This is a genomic window from Roseburia hominis A2-183 (genome assembly GCF_000225345.1).
GTDB classification, from domain to species: domain Bacteria; phylum Bacillota; class Clostridia; order Lachnospirales; family Lachnospiraceae; genus Roseburia; species Roseburia hominis.
Genome location: NC_015977.1, coordinates 2,313,717 through 2,331,267 on the forward strand (window position 1 = coordinate 2,313,717; position 17,551 = coordinate 2,331,267).

A 17,551-nucleotide genomic window follows, 5' to 3' on the forward strand; every position below is an offset into this window, starting at 1 on the left:
ATTCGTTGTTATGTACTAAAATTCATGTTATAAAATGATGTATTGCTATTTTTCTAACATTTTCACGATTTTGTAAACTCCGGGTTTTATAAAATCTTATATAGTAACATCAGATTACAAGAGATGCACAGGAAAAATACGGCTGACGCTGTATTTTTTCACTGCAGAATGGAGGATTTTATGAGATTACCGGAACATTTTTTGATCGGGGCTGCCACAGCCGCCCATCAGGTAGAAGGGAACAACATCCGCAGCGACTTATGGGCGATGGAGCACATGAAGCACACCAGCTTTTTGGAGCCGTCCTTAGACGCGGTCGATCACTACCACCGCTATGAGGAAGATATTAAGCTTCTGTCCGACGCCGGCTTAAACGCCTATCGTTTTTCGATCGAATGGGCGCGCATCGAGCCGGAGGAGGGCGTGTTTGATGCAGGGGCCGTCGCATATTACCACGACGTCATCGCCTGCTGCAAAAAATACGGTGTGGAACCGTTTGTTACCCTGCATCATTTTTCCAGCCCGAAATGGCTGATGACCAAAGGCGGATGGGAAGCTTCGACTACGCCTGCCGACTTTGCCCGCTATGTTCATTATATTATGGAAGAACTCGGCAGCGAACTGCACTATGTATGCACCATCAACGAGGCAAATATGGGCATTCAGGTCGCCGCAATCGCCGAGCGCTACAAGCGGCAGATGATGGCGCAGATGCAGGCAGCACAGACAGCGCCAAGGAGCGGCGACAGCGCGGACGGTACGGTGCAGGTCGGCATCAATCTTGAGAAAATGATGGAAAATCAAAAGGCAACCGCCCTTGAAAATATGGAAGTCTTCGGCGTGGAAAAAGTAGAAAACTTTACCTCCATGCGCACCAGAGAGGGCGATCTTCTCATCATGAAAGCACATGAGCTCGCCAGAAAAGAAATCAAAGCGCTCTATCCGGACATTAAAGTCGGTCTGACCTTAAGCCTGCACGACATTCAGCCGCAGGCGGGCGGCGAGGCGCGCGCAGCCTCTGAGTGGGATGAAGAATTTTTACACTATCTCCCTTATATTAAGGAGGATGATTTCTTAGGCGTGCAGAATTATACCCGCTCCCTGATCGGTCCGGACGGTCAGCTTCCGAATCCGGAGGGTGCCGAACTGACCCAGATGAATTATGAGTTTTACCCGGAAGCTTTAGAGCATGTTCTGCGCAGGGTGGCAGAAGATTTTCACGGTGACCTGTATGTCACTGAAAACGGAATTGCAACTTCCGATGACACCAGGCGCGTCGCTTTTATCGATGCCGCACTTAACGGCGTCGCTGCCTGCATCCGCGATGGTCTCCCGGTAAAAAGTTATTTTCACTGGAGTCTCCTTGATAATTTTGAATGGCAGAAAGGCTACTCGATGACTTTTGGACTGATTGCGGTCGACCGCAGCACACAGACAAGACATCCGAAGGAAAGCCTGCGTTTCCTCGGAAGCTGGAACCGCTAAAGAAAGGAATACCCACATGGACATCAAAGAACGTCTCTCTTTTTTTCAGGAAATGGTTCAATGTGAATACCCGCTTCATCTCTGGCACTACAGCCCGGAGTTTGAGCTGATCGAGACAGACTGTCCGGCAGAACTCATGCTGCCGGACATTATCTCCATGCTGGGTTTTTCCTCTCTCGTACTCGCACATATCGAATCCGGGAACCGCATGCCGCTGATTTTGGACACCGAGTTCGGACTTCTCTGGATCGCCGGTTTTGAGTATCAGGGCTTTGCGCTGCAGCAGATCCACATCGTCGGTCCTGCTTTTACCGGAAGCAACTCGCATCTGGTTCTGCGTAAAAAGCTGGATTCCTACCAGCTTACCGTCAAGCTGCGCTCTAAAATTGTAAAGCAGATCGAGAGTGTGCCGATCATTCCGTCTTCCGTGCTGCTCTCCTACGCCATCATGTTTCACTGCGCCATTACCGGCGAGCGGATCACCGCGGATCTGATCTCTTTTACCTCACACAGCACGACAAGCGTTCCGGATGACTCGCCGCTTCTCTCCGGGGAGCATCCGGGCATCTGGATGGCGGAACAGACATTTCTCTCCATGATCCGCGAGGGAAATCCGGAATACAAAAAGGCTCTTGCAAAATCCATGACCTTAAGCTCCGGCGTCAAGGCCGAGATCGGCGATTCACTCCGCATGAGCAAAAATAATCTGCTGGTGCTCCTAACCCTGTGCAGCCGCGCTGCGATCGATGGCGGTCTGAATCCCTCCATCGCATACACCCTAAACGATTACTATGCCGGGCGCATCGAGGAATGTAAAACGACTGCCGACACGACCAATTTAAGCCGCGAATTTCTCGATGATTACGTCCACCGTGTCCGCGCCGCAAAGGAGACGAATGCACATTCCAGGCAGATTCAGAACATCTGCGACTACATCAGTCTGCACATCCGCGAACCGCTCTCGATCTCTCTGCTCTCCGAACGGCTCGGCTACACGGAATATTATTTTTCCCACAAGTTCAAGGAAGTGACCGGCGAGAGCGTGAATGCTTATATCCGCCGAAAAAAAATAGAAGAAGCAAAGCTTCTTCTATCGGGTACCCGCATGAGTATTCAGGACATCAGCGATGAACTGTCCTTCGGCAGCCGCAGTTTCTTTTTCTCCAGCTTTCAGAAGGAGACCGGCATGTCACCGACGGCATACCGCGGGGAGCACTGTAAGGGGTGAGGGGAGAACCTGATTGCCCCAACATTTCTTTTTGAACCGTTTATCCAGATCTATTTCCCGTATCACCTGCTCTTTCATTCCAGATTTTTGAGATAATCGTTCTTCTAAATCATCCTGTAGAGTAGTTGATATTATAGCAGACGAAATACCTGTTCCACGGAATCAGTAAGATTCTCCATGGCTTTTTCCCGCTGCATGGCCTCCTCTAACGTGCACACCCCGCGCACGATCGGGAAAAATGCGTCGATGCCGTTGTCATTGCACGCAGTTGCTTCTTTTGTGACCGAACCGGCGAACGCAATCACTTTACAGCCATACTTCTTGGCAGCCCTCGCAACCCCCACGGGCGCTTTTCCCATTGCAGTCTGAAGATCCAGCCGTCCCTCTCCGGTGAGCACAATCTGCGCTTTCTTTGCCTCCTCCTCAAAATGGATCACGTCTAATATCAGCTCGATTCCCGGAACCAGTCTCGCCCCAAGATAACTGATAAAGGCATATCCCATGCCGCCGGCTGCCCCCGCGCCCTCCCGGGCTGCATAGTCAACGCCGATCCGCTCGGCAGTGATCGCGGCGTAATGCTTCATATCCGCGTCGATACGCGGCATTTCCTCTTCCCGTATGCCCTTCTGCTTTCCATAAATATAGGTCGCCCCTTTTTCTCCGCAGAGCGGATTCGTGACATCACATGCAATCTGAAAATCACATTCTTTCAGTTCCGGCATCAGATGCTCCAGTGAAACGAAATGTATTTTACCAAGCGCATCCGCTCCCTCTCCTGCTTCCTCTCCATCTTTGGTCAGAAACTTCACACCGAGCGCTCTAAGCATTCCGATTCCGCCGTCATTTGTTGCGCTTCCGCCGATTCCGATGATGAATTTGCGGTATCCGCGCGAAACGGCATCCCGTATCATCTCGCCCACTCCATAGGTGGTGGCTTTTCCCGGATTTCTCTGCGCTTCCTCCACAAGCGTAATGCCCGCGGCCTGCGCCATCTCCATAACCACCGTCTTTTCATCCGCAAGGATTCCGTAGTAAGCTTTTACCCGGCTTCCCATCGGTCCCGTCACAGACAGTTCCACTTTCCTTCCGCCCAGCCCCTCTATCAGGGCATCTGTTGTGCCCTCTCCTCCGTCTGCCAGGGGGCGGACCGTCACATTGGCATGCGGATAGACGCGCAACACCCCGTCACGCGCCGCATTCCCCGCTTCCATGGAAGTCATACTCCCCTTAAACGAATCGATCAAAACCATTACATCCATCTTTTTCTCCTTACAGGCATGCAAACTGAGTAATTTTATCTTACATCAGTTTGGAGGTTTACACAAACTTTGGGATGCTCCCGTTGATGCCTAAAAATAAGCTTCAACTTCCTTTTCTGAATAGTACTTACTAAAAGTATGAAGTATGTTCTCAAATGTTTCTTCATTTAATCCATACAAGAGTGCTACTAATCTATCTATTTCTGCTATTATTTGTTTTCTAGAAATTTTTCTCTTTATCGGCTAGATACTCACATCCGCAAATAAGTTATCCAGTCTTTGGTTGCTTGCGTATAACATTCTTATTCGAGAATTAATATGCTTTTCAATTGTTGCTTTTTCTCCCATATAGACCAACTCTTTTTCAAATGATTTTGTATCCGGAATAGGAATCTGTTTAATAATTGTCTGCGTCAAATCAAGCCCCGCCATTTTTAATCTTACAATATAATCAAATACTACTGAATTAAATAATGCTAGTATGTGTAGCATTTCCTTCTTAGGCAAGCATCATTAAGCAAGTTACCACTAATATTTTGTATATATGTGGACTCATACTCTATATTATTAGGTCTTGTCGATAACATTTTCCTTTTTAGCTCAACACATAACCGTGCTTCTTTTTCAAGAACAACTGAAGAATAAATATTATCATTAACAGGAATTTGTCCAATATATCCGCCCGCTATTGTAAGTTTTGGAGACATCATTCTCACATAATATGCCGCTATTCTTGAATTCAAGAAAGCTAAATGTGCATATTCGTTTCCTTCAACAACTCTAATTCCTGGACCAGACGCAATAAAAATCTGATTATCCAGCAAAACTCTAACATTTAACCCTGCTGTTCCTGTATCACTAAATAGCATTTGAGTATCACCAAAATATTTTACATTTCTTAACGCAGACCCCTTTTGAGACTTAATGTACTCTCCTTCCTTTCCCCATTTGACTACACTATCATTTAATCCCTGCCATCTGCAGTAACCTCCCCCATTACTTACAGCAACCCAATCCGTTTCACCAAAATGTTTCCAAAAATAACCCACAAGTTCTTTAGCATTACCTGTCGATGTTCCTTGCATTGGAACTGCAACATTTCGATATGGTTGCTTATTTGCTCCCATTACATTTAAGGTTCCTTTACCAGAAAAATCGTAACCATTCGGTCCAACTAACATATCTTGCCCAATATATAATCTACCTTCATTACTAATTAGCTTATCAATTTTTTCTTTTAATGAAAATGAAGATAAATTGAGTATTTCAACATTATTATCTGAGCGTGCAATTTAGATGCACAACCCTTGGCTTTCCGTTAAGCCTTGGATTCAAAAATGATGCAATGATCCCATATCGGGTCTGCACAAACGGCATACTGCACCTTGATGCACCTGCCACAGAAAAGATTAGAATTGATTTCATAGACGAGACTTTGATTGGCTTCGGTTTGATTTGAAGTCTGCTCTTTTCTATGGCACACATTGCTACCTGTAATTGTACCATAGTTTTTTTTCGGATAGATTTTCCAAAATCAAAATGGGCAGAAGAAAGCTCCCAAATCATATGTGACTTAGAGGCTTGATTCCAACCATTTGTTTTCTCACTTACTAGTAACTGAGACAATAGTCTTGTACTTATTCATTATCTAATTTTTTTCTACTTCTTATTGTCCAAATAAAAATATATCCATCCATATTTTTTATCAAAATCTATCTCCTTCATTATATCATATCCTGTACACACCACTGATACTGGATTAATTGGAATTGGCAATGGAATATTACTCACAACCCCTTTTACAATATTCTTAGTCACTTGAGGTCTAAAACGTTGTGCCATTTCAATTAAATCTTTTCTTACTATTTCCTCCAGAATATCTTGTCCTAGCTTTTTGTCTTCAATGCTTTCACTCAACTCTGTAAGTTTTTTTCTAAACTGTGTCCAATAGTTGTGATGCCTTATCTCTATAATTTCATCCCATGAGTACTCAGAAATATCAGGTATTATTGCTGTAATAATATCGCTAAAATTACTATATCCCATATCTGTTGTACTTCCAAAAACTTTTCCCAACATCTGCTGTTCCATATCCATTGGCAAAAAAGTACAATTCGCTTTTGCATTAAGCAAGGTCCAATATTTAACAGAATTCGCTATTCCAAAACCTTCCCATACTATTTCATGCATGGCGCCACCGTAAGTTTTAGGACTTGATAATTCCTTTGCATATTTATCCTTCAAAACATCAGCAGCATCTTTAAAATAATCATCTTCAATTATTGATTCGTCCATAAAACTAATCGAAGGAAGTAGGGTTTCTGAAGATATTTGTACCTTCTTCATTTCCTTAAAAGTATCACTACTCCATTGTTCCTTTTCTGCTACATCTTCCATAACCTTCTCAACAAGCTCTTTGCCTGTTCCTAACAGCAAATTATCAAACCATAATGTTGCTAATTTCCCTTCCAGATTGAAATTCGCATTATTAATAGCTAAATTATTATAAGACATAAATGCTTTCACTTTTACACCTCAATTTCCAGTATACACAACCAAAACCTTGTAATTCTTTTTTATGAAAATAACTGTCTTACAAACTCACTTCTTGTTCCTCCCAGTTATAATATTTACAAAGATAAGAGTATACCCTTCTAATTGCAACAATCACATCCTGTATATCTTTTTGTAAGCTTTCAGTACAATAGCTATCATCTATTTCCAGTCGATGTATTAGACCATGTCTTCGCTCCAAAATATCATTGACCTGTTCATACAGATTCTTTTTTCTATTATGATAAGGTTTCTTCAATGCTTGTCCTATATCTAGCTTATTATCTAAAGCATGAAAATTTGAACAAATTTTTTGTATATTCTGAAATGATAATGTACTTGCAAAAACTTCTTCTACGGTCTTCTCTCCATTACTTATATCCACCATATCATATGGTGAAAATTTAACATTTAATATTTTTTCTTTCCGGTCAGAATATTTCAGCAATGCAATGTATGTTGTTCTGAAATATTCTTCAATTAAAGAACATAAATAAGTCGAATACACATTTGCATTAAACATGTTTGGAGTGGGAATTCCACTTATTTCATACATTGATTTCTCTGCTTCTACATCACTAGGATACTTACTCAAAGTATGCTTTAAACTGCTGAAATTATTAAATAACCTCTCCACTGCAAAATAGCATCCGCTTTCTGCACCTTTGATAAGAGTAGCCTCTGGAAAATATCTATTCTTCCCATAATCACTTTCAAACGAGGCATCACAATATTGTTTTAGACACCTAATCGTTTCATTCATCTTCTGCAGATCATATCCTACTGCAAAGTACTGACTTCTAACTCTGTATACCCATTCTTCCTCATTTTCGTCGCACAACCAGACATGAACACCAGTAAAAAACTTATAGTCATCATCATTACCACAATAAAAAGAATCCCCTCTTTTTTCATAATCCATCAGCATCAATAGTTTTTCAATGGCTAACTTAGTGTATTTCTTCTTTATATGCACATATGCATCGTATCCCATATTGGCACCTTCTCTGTTGTTTTTCACAATAATTGTACCATAGACTGTCTATTTCGGAAATTATTTTCCAGCGAAAACAGGAAGAAAAAACCTCCAAATCTTTGAAGACTTAGAGGTTTGATTCCAACAATTTTCGTTTACTTTTTCAATATATTCTGCCAATCAACTTTGTTATATAAAATTCTGATTATGTACACTACATCATCCTCGCTGTCATAATGGTAAAAGATATTGTAATTATCAAAGCGCGTCATCCGCAAACCTATTCTTCCCAAAAGTTCATCATCTACTAAAGGATGCCCTATCGGATATTCTCCCAGCCTTTCTGCAGCTTCGAGAATACCTTCCGTTATTCTTCTTGATGCTTGAGGATTACAAAGATCGACAAAAATATAGTACTCTATATCCAGCAAATCATATTCTGCCGGTTCGGTAAATACTACATTAGCCACGCTCTTCTCTCCTCTTCTTCAGTTTTTCTCTCACTTCATCAATCGTACTGGTTCTGCCTTCCTGCATTGCTTTATAGCCTTCACCAATCAATCTATATAATTCCAATTTTGCAGTATCTGATGTTTCTGCTACTACCTGCGGTTTCGTTGCCAACATACAATCACACCCTTTCTTCTCATTCCTAGTATAGCATATCCTAATGCTCACAACAATTGTTTTTTCCTAATTATATTATATGCTGTGGAACAACAAAACACTCGTCCAACTATTTATGTAAAAAGGAAATTGTTGTCAAAATATCAATTGCGTCCTGCTCATTCACAATCCACTTTATCTTCAGTTCATGTGCCGTCACATTCCTTACCATATGTGTAATTCCGTTTAACATCTCTTTTAACCCATTTTGTGCATTCCTTTCCGAAGGTGTCTGCAATGAATTTATTGCCAGTCTGGGATTATTAACTACAAAAGCATTATTAAATAAATTGGAGTCGTCATCCTGCATCCCTGTCTTTTCTCTTACCTTCTCTGACAAACTCTTTGCAGCTTCAAAGATTGCATGAAAATAGTTCTCCTGTAAGTATTCTTCTTTACAGCACTTTATTACATCCTGATGAATATGTCTTTTTTGTAACTCGCTTACCAAATCTCTTGTCCGTCTTTCGACCTCCGATATTGTGGTTGCTGCCTCTATCTTTAACAGCTTTCTCTCATTTGTCATCTGTAGCCCGATTAACATCAATGGTTTATTTATCTCTAATAAAATCTCATCATAATCACCATTTTGACCGTTAATGAACCTTACCGGTTTTAAGCTCTTTTTAATAAAATTAAGAAAAGCATTTGATGCTCCGTCTATTTCTTGTCTCGTTAAAAAAGTGTAGTAGATTCTTTTCCATTTTGTACTTTCATTGCTTGTGTCCCTGACTCCGCATTCCCGAAAAATTTCGTTCATTTGGCTTCCTGTCATGCATTCTGCAACTATTCTAGATAACACTTCAACTTCTGAATTCGCAAGTTTTCTAATCTTCTCTGCCATCATCATTCTCCCTTAATACCAATCCTGATACTGTGCCATTTCCTGCATCATATCAGATTCCCAATCTGCAACTGCTTCAAATTCACAATCACACCCATCACAAAAATTAAAAATTGCCTGCATAAACTCATACACATTTTTTTAATCCAAATCAATATTATCAAAACGATATTCCAAATGTTTCCTGTGTATATCCACTGTTTTCCCTAACAGTTTTCAACCTTTGCCCGATCCGTATGTTTAACTCTTTTTTCTGTTTTTCTCCATATTCATGCTGTTCACCTCGCTTTACGTTAATGATAGCAACGCAAAGCGTCCGCAAACAGATTGTATCGCGTCTGTAATTATGTCGCGTCGCAACTTTCTCTCTAACATGAAAAGAGAGTAATAAACCCCCCGATTCATCACTCATCTCAACATTCTGTCATTTTTTGAAAACCTGCCAACACACTGCGGTATCAGCAGGTTTCCTTCTTTTTTATTTATGTCTTAATTATTATGTTTCTTCCTTTTTCTTCTTCGCAGCAAAAAATACAATAGTTTTACTCTACTTTTCTTAATATAGCCATATCCAGGTTACACCAGTCATCAGCACCAGCAACGGAATAAACACCTATTTCCAATGTATTGTTTGTCACAACAATTTCATCTATACTGAAAATATTCCAGTTAATATCACTTGTTTCTATCGTGGTATTAAGTTCATCTCCACCATAATTTTTAGCATAAAGCTGCAAAACATCCTGATCCCCGTTAGTCATCGCCCAAACAGAGAATTGATAAGTTCCATTTGGAATGTTTGTAAATGTTTTATATATCGAGCAGGAATAATCCGCATCATCCCAAAATGTTAATTTATAATTACCGTCATAAGCGCTTCCATATTCTGTCTTGACCGTATTCGAATCAGTTGTATCGCTCAGCCACACATTCCATCCACTCGGTGAAGTTGTTACTTCATTCTGCTCAAAGTTGATGTTTGTCAGCAGATTTTCACTTGGCTGATTCAAAACCTTAATAGATTCCAAAGCATTTCCATTAAAGTTAAAAAGCGTCATATTATCCCATGTATTACTTGGCGTAACAGTATCGTTCTTATATGCAACTCCCGCTGAAGAAGCATATGTACCGCCTTCCACCGGAACCCATTCCGGCTCCCAATAAAAATATCCAATGCCTTTATCATTCGGAACATTCAATATAACCGACTCTAAATCATTCATAAACTGAAACTGTCCTTCCACTGTTGCCGGGTATCCGCCGGTTTCTTCATCTCCGCTGATAAAAACATTTCCTACACCATCGCCATCTTCCGTGGTCCATGCATATGCAGTTTCTACAACACATACTTCTTTATCATATGTTGTTGCAAGATAGTTTAAATTATATTGCAACCCTTCCATTGTTCCGTGCCACATCGGATAATATGATAGTCCGAACACATCAAAATCAAGATTGGGTGCTTCTTCCAATAATCCGCCAAAAAACCATGTATACAATTCATTCTTTCCACCCTGATCCAAATGAAGCACAATCTTTGTATTTGAAGCAGATGAATCCCTGACACCTGAAATTGCCGACTGCAAAAGTCCTGCCAGTCCGGAAAAATCCTCATCTGTTCCAATTTCTCCATCTTCATGAAGGATTCCGGAAGATATTTCATTTCCAACCTGTACCATAATCAGGAACAATTCCCTCTGATGCAAAATTATTCAAAGTTGTTTTCATATATGAATACAATGTTTCTTTCAATTCCGAATATGATAAGTCCTCCCATGCTTTCGGTTTAATCTGATTTGCCGGGTCAGCCCAAAAATCACTTAAATGAAAATCAATCAGAATATTCATTCCCAAATTTTGGGCTCGTTTTGCAAGTGCCAGTGTTGTGTCATAATCATTGTTTCCACCACCATATGCATTTCCGTCTTCATCATAGGGATCTACCCATAATTTCAATCTTACATAATTTGCCCCATTATTATGTAAGATTGTCAAAGCATCATTCGCAACATTATTCTGATAATACTGTGCACCCAAATCTTCCAACATATCCAACGTTGACACATCTACTCCCCTTATAAAATCATCTGTCTCAACCGCCCCCGTGAGGGTTGATGCCTGCACCGTAACTGTCGATGCGCTTATAAGCTGTACTGCTGCAAGCGCAACTGCCATAACTGATAAAAATTTGTTTTTTCTCATAGAATCTCCTTTCTACTACAATGTATTTATGGTTAATATCCCTTACAGCCAGTAAGGAATTATCCATCTTGTTGCATAAGCTGTATATTGATGGAGCAATAGGTATATTAGCTTCCTTTCTCACTAAAAATTGTAATGTTATCCTTTAACGCCTCCAGCAACCAATCCATTCTGAATGAACCTCTGCAGACACATGAATACAATCATAATCGGCAGTGATGAAATAACTGCCGCGGCAGAAAACAGTGTCCAGTGTGCCGCAAACTGATCGCTGATGAATGACTGCAGCCCCAATGCCAGTGTCATCTTCCCCGGTGTCTGCAAAAAGATGGATGTAATCACATATTCGCTGTAAGTCGCAATGAACGAAAATAAAAATATGACTGCCAACTGCGGCATTGCAAGCGGTATAATGATTTTATAGAATACCTGAAACTGATTCGCTCCATCCACCATGGCAGCTTCATCCAGTTCTACCGGGAGTCCGTCAATATATGATTTCAGCAACCAGATATTATAGGCACTTCCACCTGCCAGCACCAGAATAAGTGCAATACTGTTGTCAACCAATCCGAACTGATAGATTAAGATATAATAGCCTGCCACTGCCATACTGTTCGGAAACACCTGTAGCACAAGCAGGGACATTAATCCATACTTTCTTCCAACAAACCGAAGCCTGGCAAATGCATACGCTGCCAAGGAAGTAAGAATTAATTGAATGATCGCAACTATGAAGCAAAATTTTAATGAATTCAATACCCAAATTGTAAAATCGGTTTCCCGAAACAGTGTCACATAATGCTCCACACTGAATTTCTCTGGAAAAAGTGAGGACAGAAAAAAGCTATCTCCTGCTGAAAACGAAGACATTACAATCCATGCAACCGGAAACATCACAACAAGTATCGTAATCCAGATTACAATTCTGCTACCCCACAGGGTTCTCATTTCAGAGGCTGTCATTTTCTCTTTATATTTCATGTTAATCAACCTCCTTAAATGCACCAGATAAATGCATATTAATCAGCGTAAAAGTACCGACAATAATAAAAATCAGCACACTAAACGTAGCAGACAGTTCATATCGGTTCGACCATGTTGTCATTTTATATGTCGTACTTGCAAGAATATCCGTATATCCTGCAAACTGATTATCAACCCTTGCCGGTCCACCCTGCGTAATCATATAGATATTTCCAAAATTATTAAAATTAGCTGCAAATGAGGAAATCACCAACGGAATAGACAATTTTGTCACCATCGGCAACGTAATGCTCTTAAAACACTGAAATTTTGAAGCTCCATCCATTTTCGCTGCCTCATAGTATTCTGCCCCTATTGCCTGTAATCCTCCAAGACAAACATTCATCATATAGGGAAATCCAAGCCATACATTTACAATGATCAGTCCTACTCTCGCCCATAATGCATTCGTCAACCACGGTATATTCCATGCAATCCCGATTGCATGGAGAAGATTATTAATACCTCCGTACTGCTCATTTAACAATCCCTGCCATGCTAAGATTGCGATGGTAGACGGCAGTGCCCAGGGAACGATAAGAATCGCCCGATAAATTTTTGACTCCTTCATATGCGGGTTGTTCAACAGAATTGCAAGAATAAGTCCCATTGTATAGGAGCCTGCCGTACTGAATACGGCAAAGCATATCGTCCATCCAAGCACTGGAAAAAACACATTCTTTATGCTCCCCGAAAATACGGTCAAGTAATTTACCAGTCCGACAAAGCTGTAATCATTCAAATGATACATATTATAGTTTGTAAAAGACAAAATTACCGTATAGATAATCGGCAAGCATGTTACCAACAGTATAGATATCAGTGCCGGTGCCAAATAAGCATATGCCATACCATTCTTTTTCTTTTTCATACCATCACTACTTTCCCGAATTCATCAATTCAATTGCTTCTTTCAGCTGGGTAACCATATTATCCGTCGCCTCCTGCGGTGTTTGTTCCCCTGCCCACATAGACCTGATGTTATTCGTATGAATTGTCCAAAGCTGCCCCATTTCTGAAACAGTCGGCATTGGCTCACCGTTCTGAATCTGTGCGATAAATGCCTGTGTGTATTCGTTACTTTGTATTTCATCCAATTGCTGGTCTGCAAGCTTTGCCGGTATTCTGTCTCCGGATTCATACATACCCAATGCGCCATTTTCAATTAAGTACTGGATAAAATTCCATGCCTGCTCCTGATTGTTACTGCTGTTGCTTACAAAACTTACCTGAGTTCCTACCGGTGTCACAAAGGGCTGACCATTGAAAGTCGGCATCTCAGAAATCGCAAACGGTGTTCCTGCAGAAGTAAAGCCATCAATATCCCACGGTCCGCCAATATAATAAGCACATTTTCCATTTTGGAAATTGCTTCTTGCAATATCAGCTGTAACATCTGCTGTAAGCAGATTATATTGGTTGCACAAGTCATTGATAAACCCATATGCTTCCACAGATCCTTCATTTGCAAGACCAATATCGCTTGTATCATATGCGCCGTCTTTATAATCAAAGATATATCCACCGCATGCTCTCACAAACCCAAGATCATAATAAATGCTGGTAGCATCAAACTGGACGCCGCCGTTGTCAACCGCCTGCTCTACTAATTCCTCCCATGTTGCCGGAATTTCTGAAACCATATCTGTATTATAAAATAATGCTGTTGTCTCTACCGAGAGCGGAGCTGCATACCTTTTTCCATCTACATAACATGCCTGAATGGCTGCATCCGAAAAATCACTATCCGTATATAAATTCTGTGGCACTTCTGCCGTAAGACCTGCATTCACATAATCTGCAAGCTGATCATTTGGAATTCCCACAACTGCATCCGGTCCCGAAGAACTTTTTACTGCCTGCGCAAACTGCTGGACTGACGGTGACTGATGGATTACTTCTACCTCATAACCGTTCTGTTCTCCCCATTCATCTGCATATTGTTGTATGGTATCCACTTCCACGCTCATATTTGTCCAAATAACGAGTTTGGAATCTGCTGTTCCCAGATTGCCGCATCCTGACAGCATTCCTGCTGTCGTGAGTACCACAAGCATCGATAACATGATTTTTTTCTTCATGAACTTTTCCTCCTACATTGTTTTCATATTTACTAATGCACTGTTCGCATTCCCCTTTTCATCAAACAACGCCATATTCGCCATTGCATTTCCTGCTGTTTCTGTCTCTTTCATATATATGCTTCCGCTTTTGCTCGCCCATGTGCAGCCTTCTACTGGCAGCCATGCCGGTTCCCAGTAAAAGACACCGATTCCCCTTGCACCCTTTACTTTTCTTACAGTTGCAAATAAATCTCTTAAAAAAGCTTCTTGTCCTTCCTGTGTTGCCGGATACCCGGTCATCTCCGCATGTTCCTTGGAATACACAATACCGTTACAGCCAAACGTTTCCGTTGTATAGCCTATGGATGTCTCTGCCACCAGCACATCCTTATCATACCTGCTGCTGATATCATCCATATTGTCTAAAAGCTTATTTAAGCTTCCGTTCCAGTGCGGATAATACGACATTCCTATCACATCATAATCCAATCTGTAGGGAGCAATCCGATCAAACCATTGCCGGTACATCTCGTTGTCCGTTCCAAAATCAAGATGCAGTACTATTTTAGCTTCTGGGCATTCCTCCCTCACTCCTTTGATGCCTGCCCAAAGAAGTCCTGCCATGCTTTCCGACCGGTCTACATATCCATCTGGCCAAAGCAGTCCTTTCGTAATCTCATTTCCAACCTGCACCATTGACGGAACGAGTTTTCGATTTTTCAGTGCCTTTAATGTATCAACGGTATGCAAATATACCGCAGTTTCGAGTGCTTCACCCGTTAATTTCCTCCACGCTTTTGGTTTTATCTGTTTTGCGGGATCTGCCCAAAAATCACTATAATGGAAGTCCAGCATAAAATCCATTCCACTTTCCACCGTTCTTTTTGCGATTCCAATAGTCGTCTGCAGATCATTTCCACCACCTCCATAGGAATTTCCTTTCTCATCATAGGGATCTGGCCATATTCGGATTCGTACCATATTAGTTCCACACTCTTTCAGTAGATGAAACAGATCTTCCTCTTTTTCATTCAGCCGATATGTCGCTCCACTATGCTCCAATTCCTTAATCATGGAAATGTCCATGCCTTTTATAAATTCCATTCTTTACTCCTTCACAAGTGTCAAATCATCAATGGTTCCCCAGCCACCCGGAGCTGTTGAAACACGAATACCTACCGTAATTTTTCCATCTGTCGGCGTAATCCCGGAAAGCTCTGCCGTGTACCAGTTTACATATCCATTCAGCTCACCATCGACCTTCACTTCTTCGCCATCAACAATCGCATAAAAATATGCCTGCGCATTTTCATCACCTGCAGCCTCTCCCTGAATGTGTGCAGTTAGTTTATAAGAACCGTCCTCCAATCCGCTTACTGTCTGTTCTGCTGAAAAATTCACATTGCTGCTTCCCGAATAAAAATGTAAAGACTGTACACCTTCAAAACAGTCTGTTTCACGGTCATACACATCCAGTTCCTCTGTAACGTCATCAATGTTTGTTACCGTCCATCCGGTAAAATCTGCTTCCTCAAAACTACCGTTTACCAAATAGTTTCCATTCGCATCTGCGGTTGCAGTCTTAGCTGCATCAGCCCCTCCACAACCTACCAGTGATGCCATCATCCCTGCTACCAAGAGCATTCCTGCCATTCTCTTCTTCATAAGCTTTCTCCTTTTCTTTTCTCAATCAATTATTTACTTATTTTTAGGTAAATTATTTACTTGTTCAGATTGTATCATTCTTACACACAAATTTCAATAGAGACATATTATTTTGCACTATATTAACAATTTTTGCATTCTATTTTTGTGCATATTATCCATTTACAGAAACAAAAAAAGATGCCATGTTTTCTGGCATCTCTTTTATTCTAACAACTCTTTCGAAAAATCGGAATTCCATTCACAAAAACCAATTTCGTCACTCTGCCCCCATACAGCACCCGATTCCTCAGCAAATCCAATGCTGTCTCGCAAATACAGGGAATATCTATATGAATGGTCGTAAGTGGTGGAGACATGTATTTTGCTATATTTAAATCATTGATGCTGAATATTGCCATCTGCTCTGGAACCAAAACTCCCTCTTCATTCAATGCCTGCAGCACTCCGACCGCCAATGTGTCGCTTGCAATACAGAGTGCCGTCGGTAATGCTTTCTTTTTTAACAACTCCTTTCCCATACGATATCCGTCATCTACCGTAAACTTCTCTGAAATCAGAATATAATCTTCATTCAGACAACCGTAATAAGCTGTGCTTTGTCGAAAAGACCATTCCCTGATATCCATAGCCGGTTTCCCCGTATCAATGTTTCGGTCACTTCCTCCAATAAAACCAATAGATTTATGTCCTTTTTCAATAAAATAATCAACCATCTGCGTCACAAATGAATCCATGTTCGGCTTTACCGCATCAAACAGTTTTTCATCCGGCGAAGTTCCAATAAATACACCTTTTTTACATATCTTATAGAGCTTATTAATTTCTTTCCTGGCAAGCCAGCCAACTGCAATAAAAGCATTCAAATCCTTCGGAATCGCATCCATTCCGTCATTACGGTCATAAATGCTTAACTGAATATTCATCTTCTTTGCCTGTTTGATAATCTCTTCTCTGACCCCACGATAAAAATCATCCTCCAGTTCATCCTTATTATCTGTAAAGTATAATAAGGCGACATTTTCGATTTTAGGATAAATAACTCTTTTTTTATATCCAAGTTTTTCTGCTGTTGAAAAAATTGCATCCCTTGTCTCATCACTGACCGATATTCCTTCATCATAATTCAGCACTCTGGAAACTGCTGCACTAGAGACACCTACAATCTCTGCAATTTCTTTTATTGTTGCCATTCCTACTTCTCCATTTCTCCAAGTTATATGTTTTCACACTTCCAAGTAATTATTTTACATAATTTTTTTACCTTGTCAAATATACTAAAACATAACTTTATATCTCTAAAAATCACTGCTTTCATATAGTGATGCAACTAATTCTTTTGAGTATAAATAAAAAAACATTTTCAAATATTTACTGTCAAAAGTATCTCTTTACTCAGGTCCTTTATCCAAAGCAATCCTGACATTTTTCTTCCTCCTGTTCTTTTGAAAATAAAAAAGGCAGTACCTATTTCATCTCTAAAATAAGTACCGCCTCACATATTCATCTGCTATTTACTTTTATTTCCTCCTCTCTTTTTTGCTCAAATCACCCAAAAATCTCTTTTTTGCACCTATGCATCTA

18 protein-coding genes are annotated in these 17,551 nt (G+C 40.8%); 2 read left to right on the forward strand and 16 right to left on the reverse strand.

All coding sequences use genetic code 11. The annotated features are described in order from the left end of the window. Window positions 1-180 precede the first annotated feature (180 nt). Both RHOM_RS10400 and RHOM_RS10405 read left to right on the forward strand, forming a co-directional pair. Entirely contained in the window at window positions 181-1,485 is a 1,305-nt protein-coding gene (locus RHOM_RS10400; protein ID WP_014080265.1) for a glycoside hydrolase family 1 protein, read from the forward strand. Between the two features lie 16 nt (window positions 1,486-1,501). Further along, a complete protein-coding gene (locus RHOM_RS10405; protein ID WP_014080266.1) occupies window positions 1,502-2,713 on the forward strand; it encodes a helix-turn-helix transcriptional regulator in 1,212 nt (403 codons plus the stop codon). Window positions 2,714-2,844: 131 nt separating this feature from the next. Here RHOM_RS10405 and RHOM_RS10410 read toward each other — a convergent pair whose 3' ends face one another. From RHOM_RS10410 to RHOM_RS10475, 16 genes are all read right to left on the reverse strand, one after another. Then, on the reverse strand, window positions 2,845-3,972 hold the full coding sequence (locus RHOM_RS10410) for a glycerate kinase family protein (protein ID WP_014080267.1): 1,128 nt from the start codon (window positions 3,970-3,972) through the stop codon (window positions 2,845-2,847). A gap of 243 nt (window positions 3,973-4,215) precedes the next feature. Then, complete coding sequence (locus RHOM_RS10415; protein WP_143761708.1) at window positions 4,216-4,404, reverse strand: hypothetical protein; 189 nt, start codon at window positions 4,402-4,404, stop codon at window positions 4,216-4,218. 44 nt (window positions 4,405-4,448) lie between these two features. Beyond that, window positions 4,449-5,153 (reverse strand): hypothetical protein, encoded by a 705-nt coding sequence (locus RHOM_RS10420; RefSeq protein ID WP_143761710.1) that lies wholly within the window; start codon window positions 5,151-5,153, stop codon window positions 4,449-4,451. Window positions 5,154-5,631: 478 nt separating this feature from the next. Then, window positions 5,632-6,498, reverse strand: coding sequence for a hypothetical protein (locus RHOM_RS10425; protein ID WP_044024672.1), 867 nt, complete (start codon window positions 6,496-6,498; stop codon window positions 5,632-5,634). Window positions 6,499-6,565: 67 nt separating this feature from the next. After that, entirely contained in the window at window positions 6,566-7,519 is a 954-nt protein-coding gene (locus tag RHOM_RS10430) for a hypothetical protein (protein WP_014080271.1), read from the reverse strand. A gap of 137 nt (window positions 7,520-7,656) precedes the next feature. Further along, a complete protein-coding gene (locus tag RHOM_RS10435) occupies window positions 7,657-7,971 on the reverse strand; it encodes a type II toxin-antitoxin system RelE/ParE family toxin (RefSeq protein ID WP_014080272.1) in 315 nt (104 codons plus the stop codon). Beyond that, the gene (locus tag RHOM_RS17700; RefSeq protein WP_014080273.1) at window positions 7,964-8,128 is read right to left on the reverse strand and encodes a hypothetical protein; all 165 of its coding nucleotides are present in this window, start codon (window positions 8,126-8,128) and stop codon (window positions 7,964-7,966) included. Before RHOM_RS17700 ends, RHOM_RS10435 begins: the two co-directional genes overlap by 8 nt. Before the next feature lie 109 nt (window positions 8,129-8,237). Next, window positions 8,238-9,011 carry a TIGR02391 family protein gene (locus RHOM_RS10440; protein ID WP_014080274.1) on the reverse strand — a complete coding sequence of 258 codons (774 nt, stop codon included), beginning with the start codon at window positions 9,009-9,011 and terminating at the stop codon, window positions 8,238-8,240. 542 nt (window positions 9,012-9,553) lie between these two features. Continuing rightward, a complete protein-coding gene (locus tag RHOM_RS10445; RefSeq protein ID WP_014080275.1) occupies window positions 9,554-10,690 on the reverse strand; it encodes a glycosyl hydrolase 53 family protein in 1,137 nt (378 codons plus the stop codon). Continuing rightward, window positions 10,671-11,213, reverse strand: a complete 543-nt coding sequence (locus RHOM_RS16545; RefSeq protein WP_014080276.1) for a glycosyl hydrolase 53 family protein — start codon at window positions 11,211-11,213, stop codon at window positions 10,671-10,673. Before RHOM_RS16545 ends, RHOM_RS10445 begins: the two co-directional genes overlap by 20 nt. Before the next feature lie 138 nt (window positions 11,214-11,351). Next, on the reverse strand, window positions 11,352-12,197 hold the full coding sequence (locus RHOM_RS10450) for a sugar ABC transporter permease (RefSeq protein WP_014080277.1): 846 nt from the start codon (window positions 12,195-12,197) through the stop codon (window positions 11,352-11,354). Between the two features lies 1 nt (window position 12,198). Next, the gene (locus RHOM_RS10455; RefSeq protein WP_014080278.1) at window positions 12,199-13,110 is read right to left on the reverse strand and encodes a carbohydrate ABC transporter permease; all 912 of its coding nucleotides are present in this window, start codon (window positions 13,108-13,110) and stop codon (window positions 12,199-12,201) included. Between the two features lie 7 nt (window positions 13,111-13,117). Next, window positions 13,118-14,320 (reverse strand): sugar ABC transporter substrate-binding protein, encoded by a 1,203-nt coding sequence (locus tag RHOM_RS10460; RefSeq protein ID WP_014080279.1) that lies wholly within the window; start codon window positions 14,318-14,320, stop codon window positions 13,118-13,120. 12 nt (window positions 14,321-14,332) lie between these two features. Next, window positions 14,333-15,406: a glycoside hydrolase family 53 protein gene (locus RHOM_RS10465; RefSeq protein WP_014080280.1), complete on the reverse strand. Its 1,074-nt coding sequence runs from the start codon at window positions 15,404-15,406 to the stop codon at window positions 14,333-14,335. A gap of 3 nt (window positions 15,407-15,409) precedes the next feature. Further along, window positions 15,410-15,967: a hypothetical protein gene (locus RHOM_RS10470; RefSeq protein WP_014080281.1), complete on the reverse strand. Its 558-nt coding sequence runs from the start codon at window positions 15,965-15,967 to the stop codon at window positions 15,410-15,412. Window positions 15,968-16,176: 209 nt separating this feature from the next. Continuing rightward, on the reverse strand, window positions 16,177-17,160 hold the full coding sequence (locus tag RHOM_RS10475; protein WP_014080282.1) for a LacI family DNA-binding transcriptional regulator: 984 nt from the start codon (window positions 17,158-17,160) through the stop codon (window positions 16,177-16,179). Window positions 17,161-17,551 lie beyond the last annotated feature (391 nt).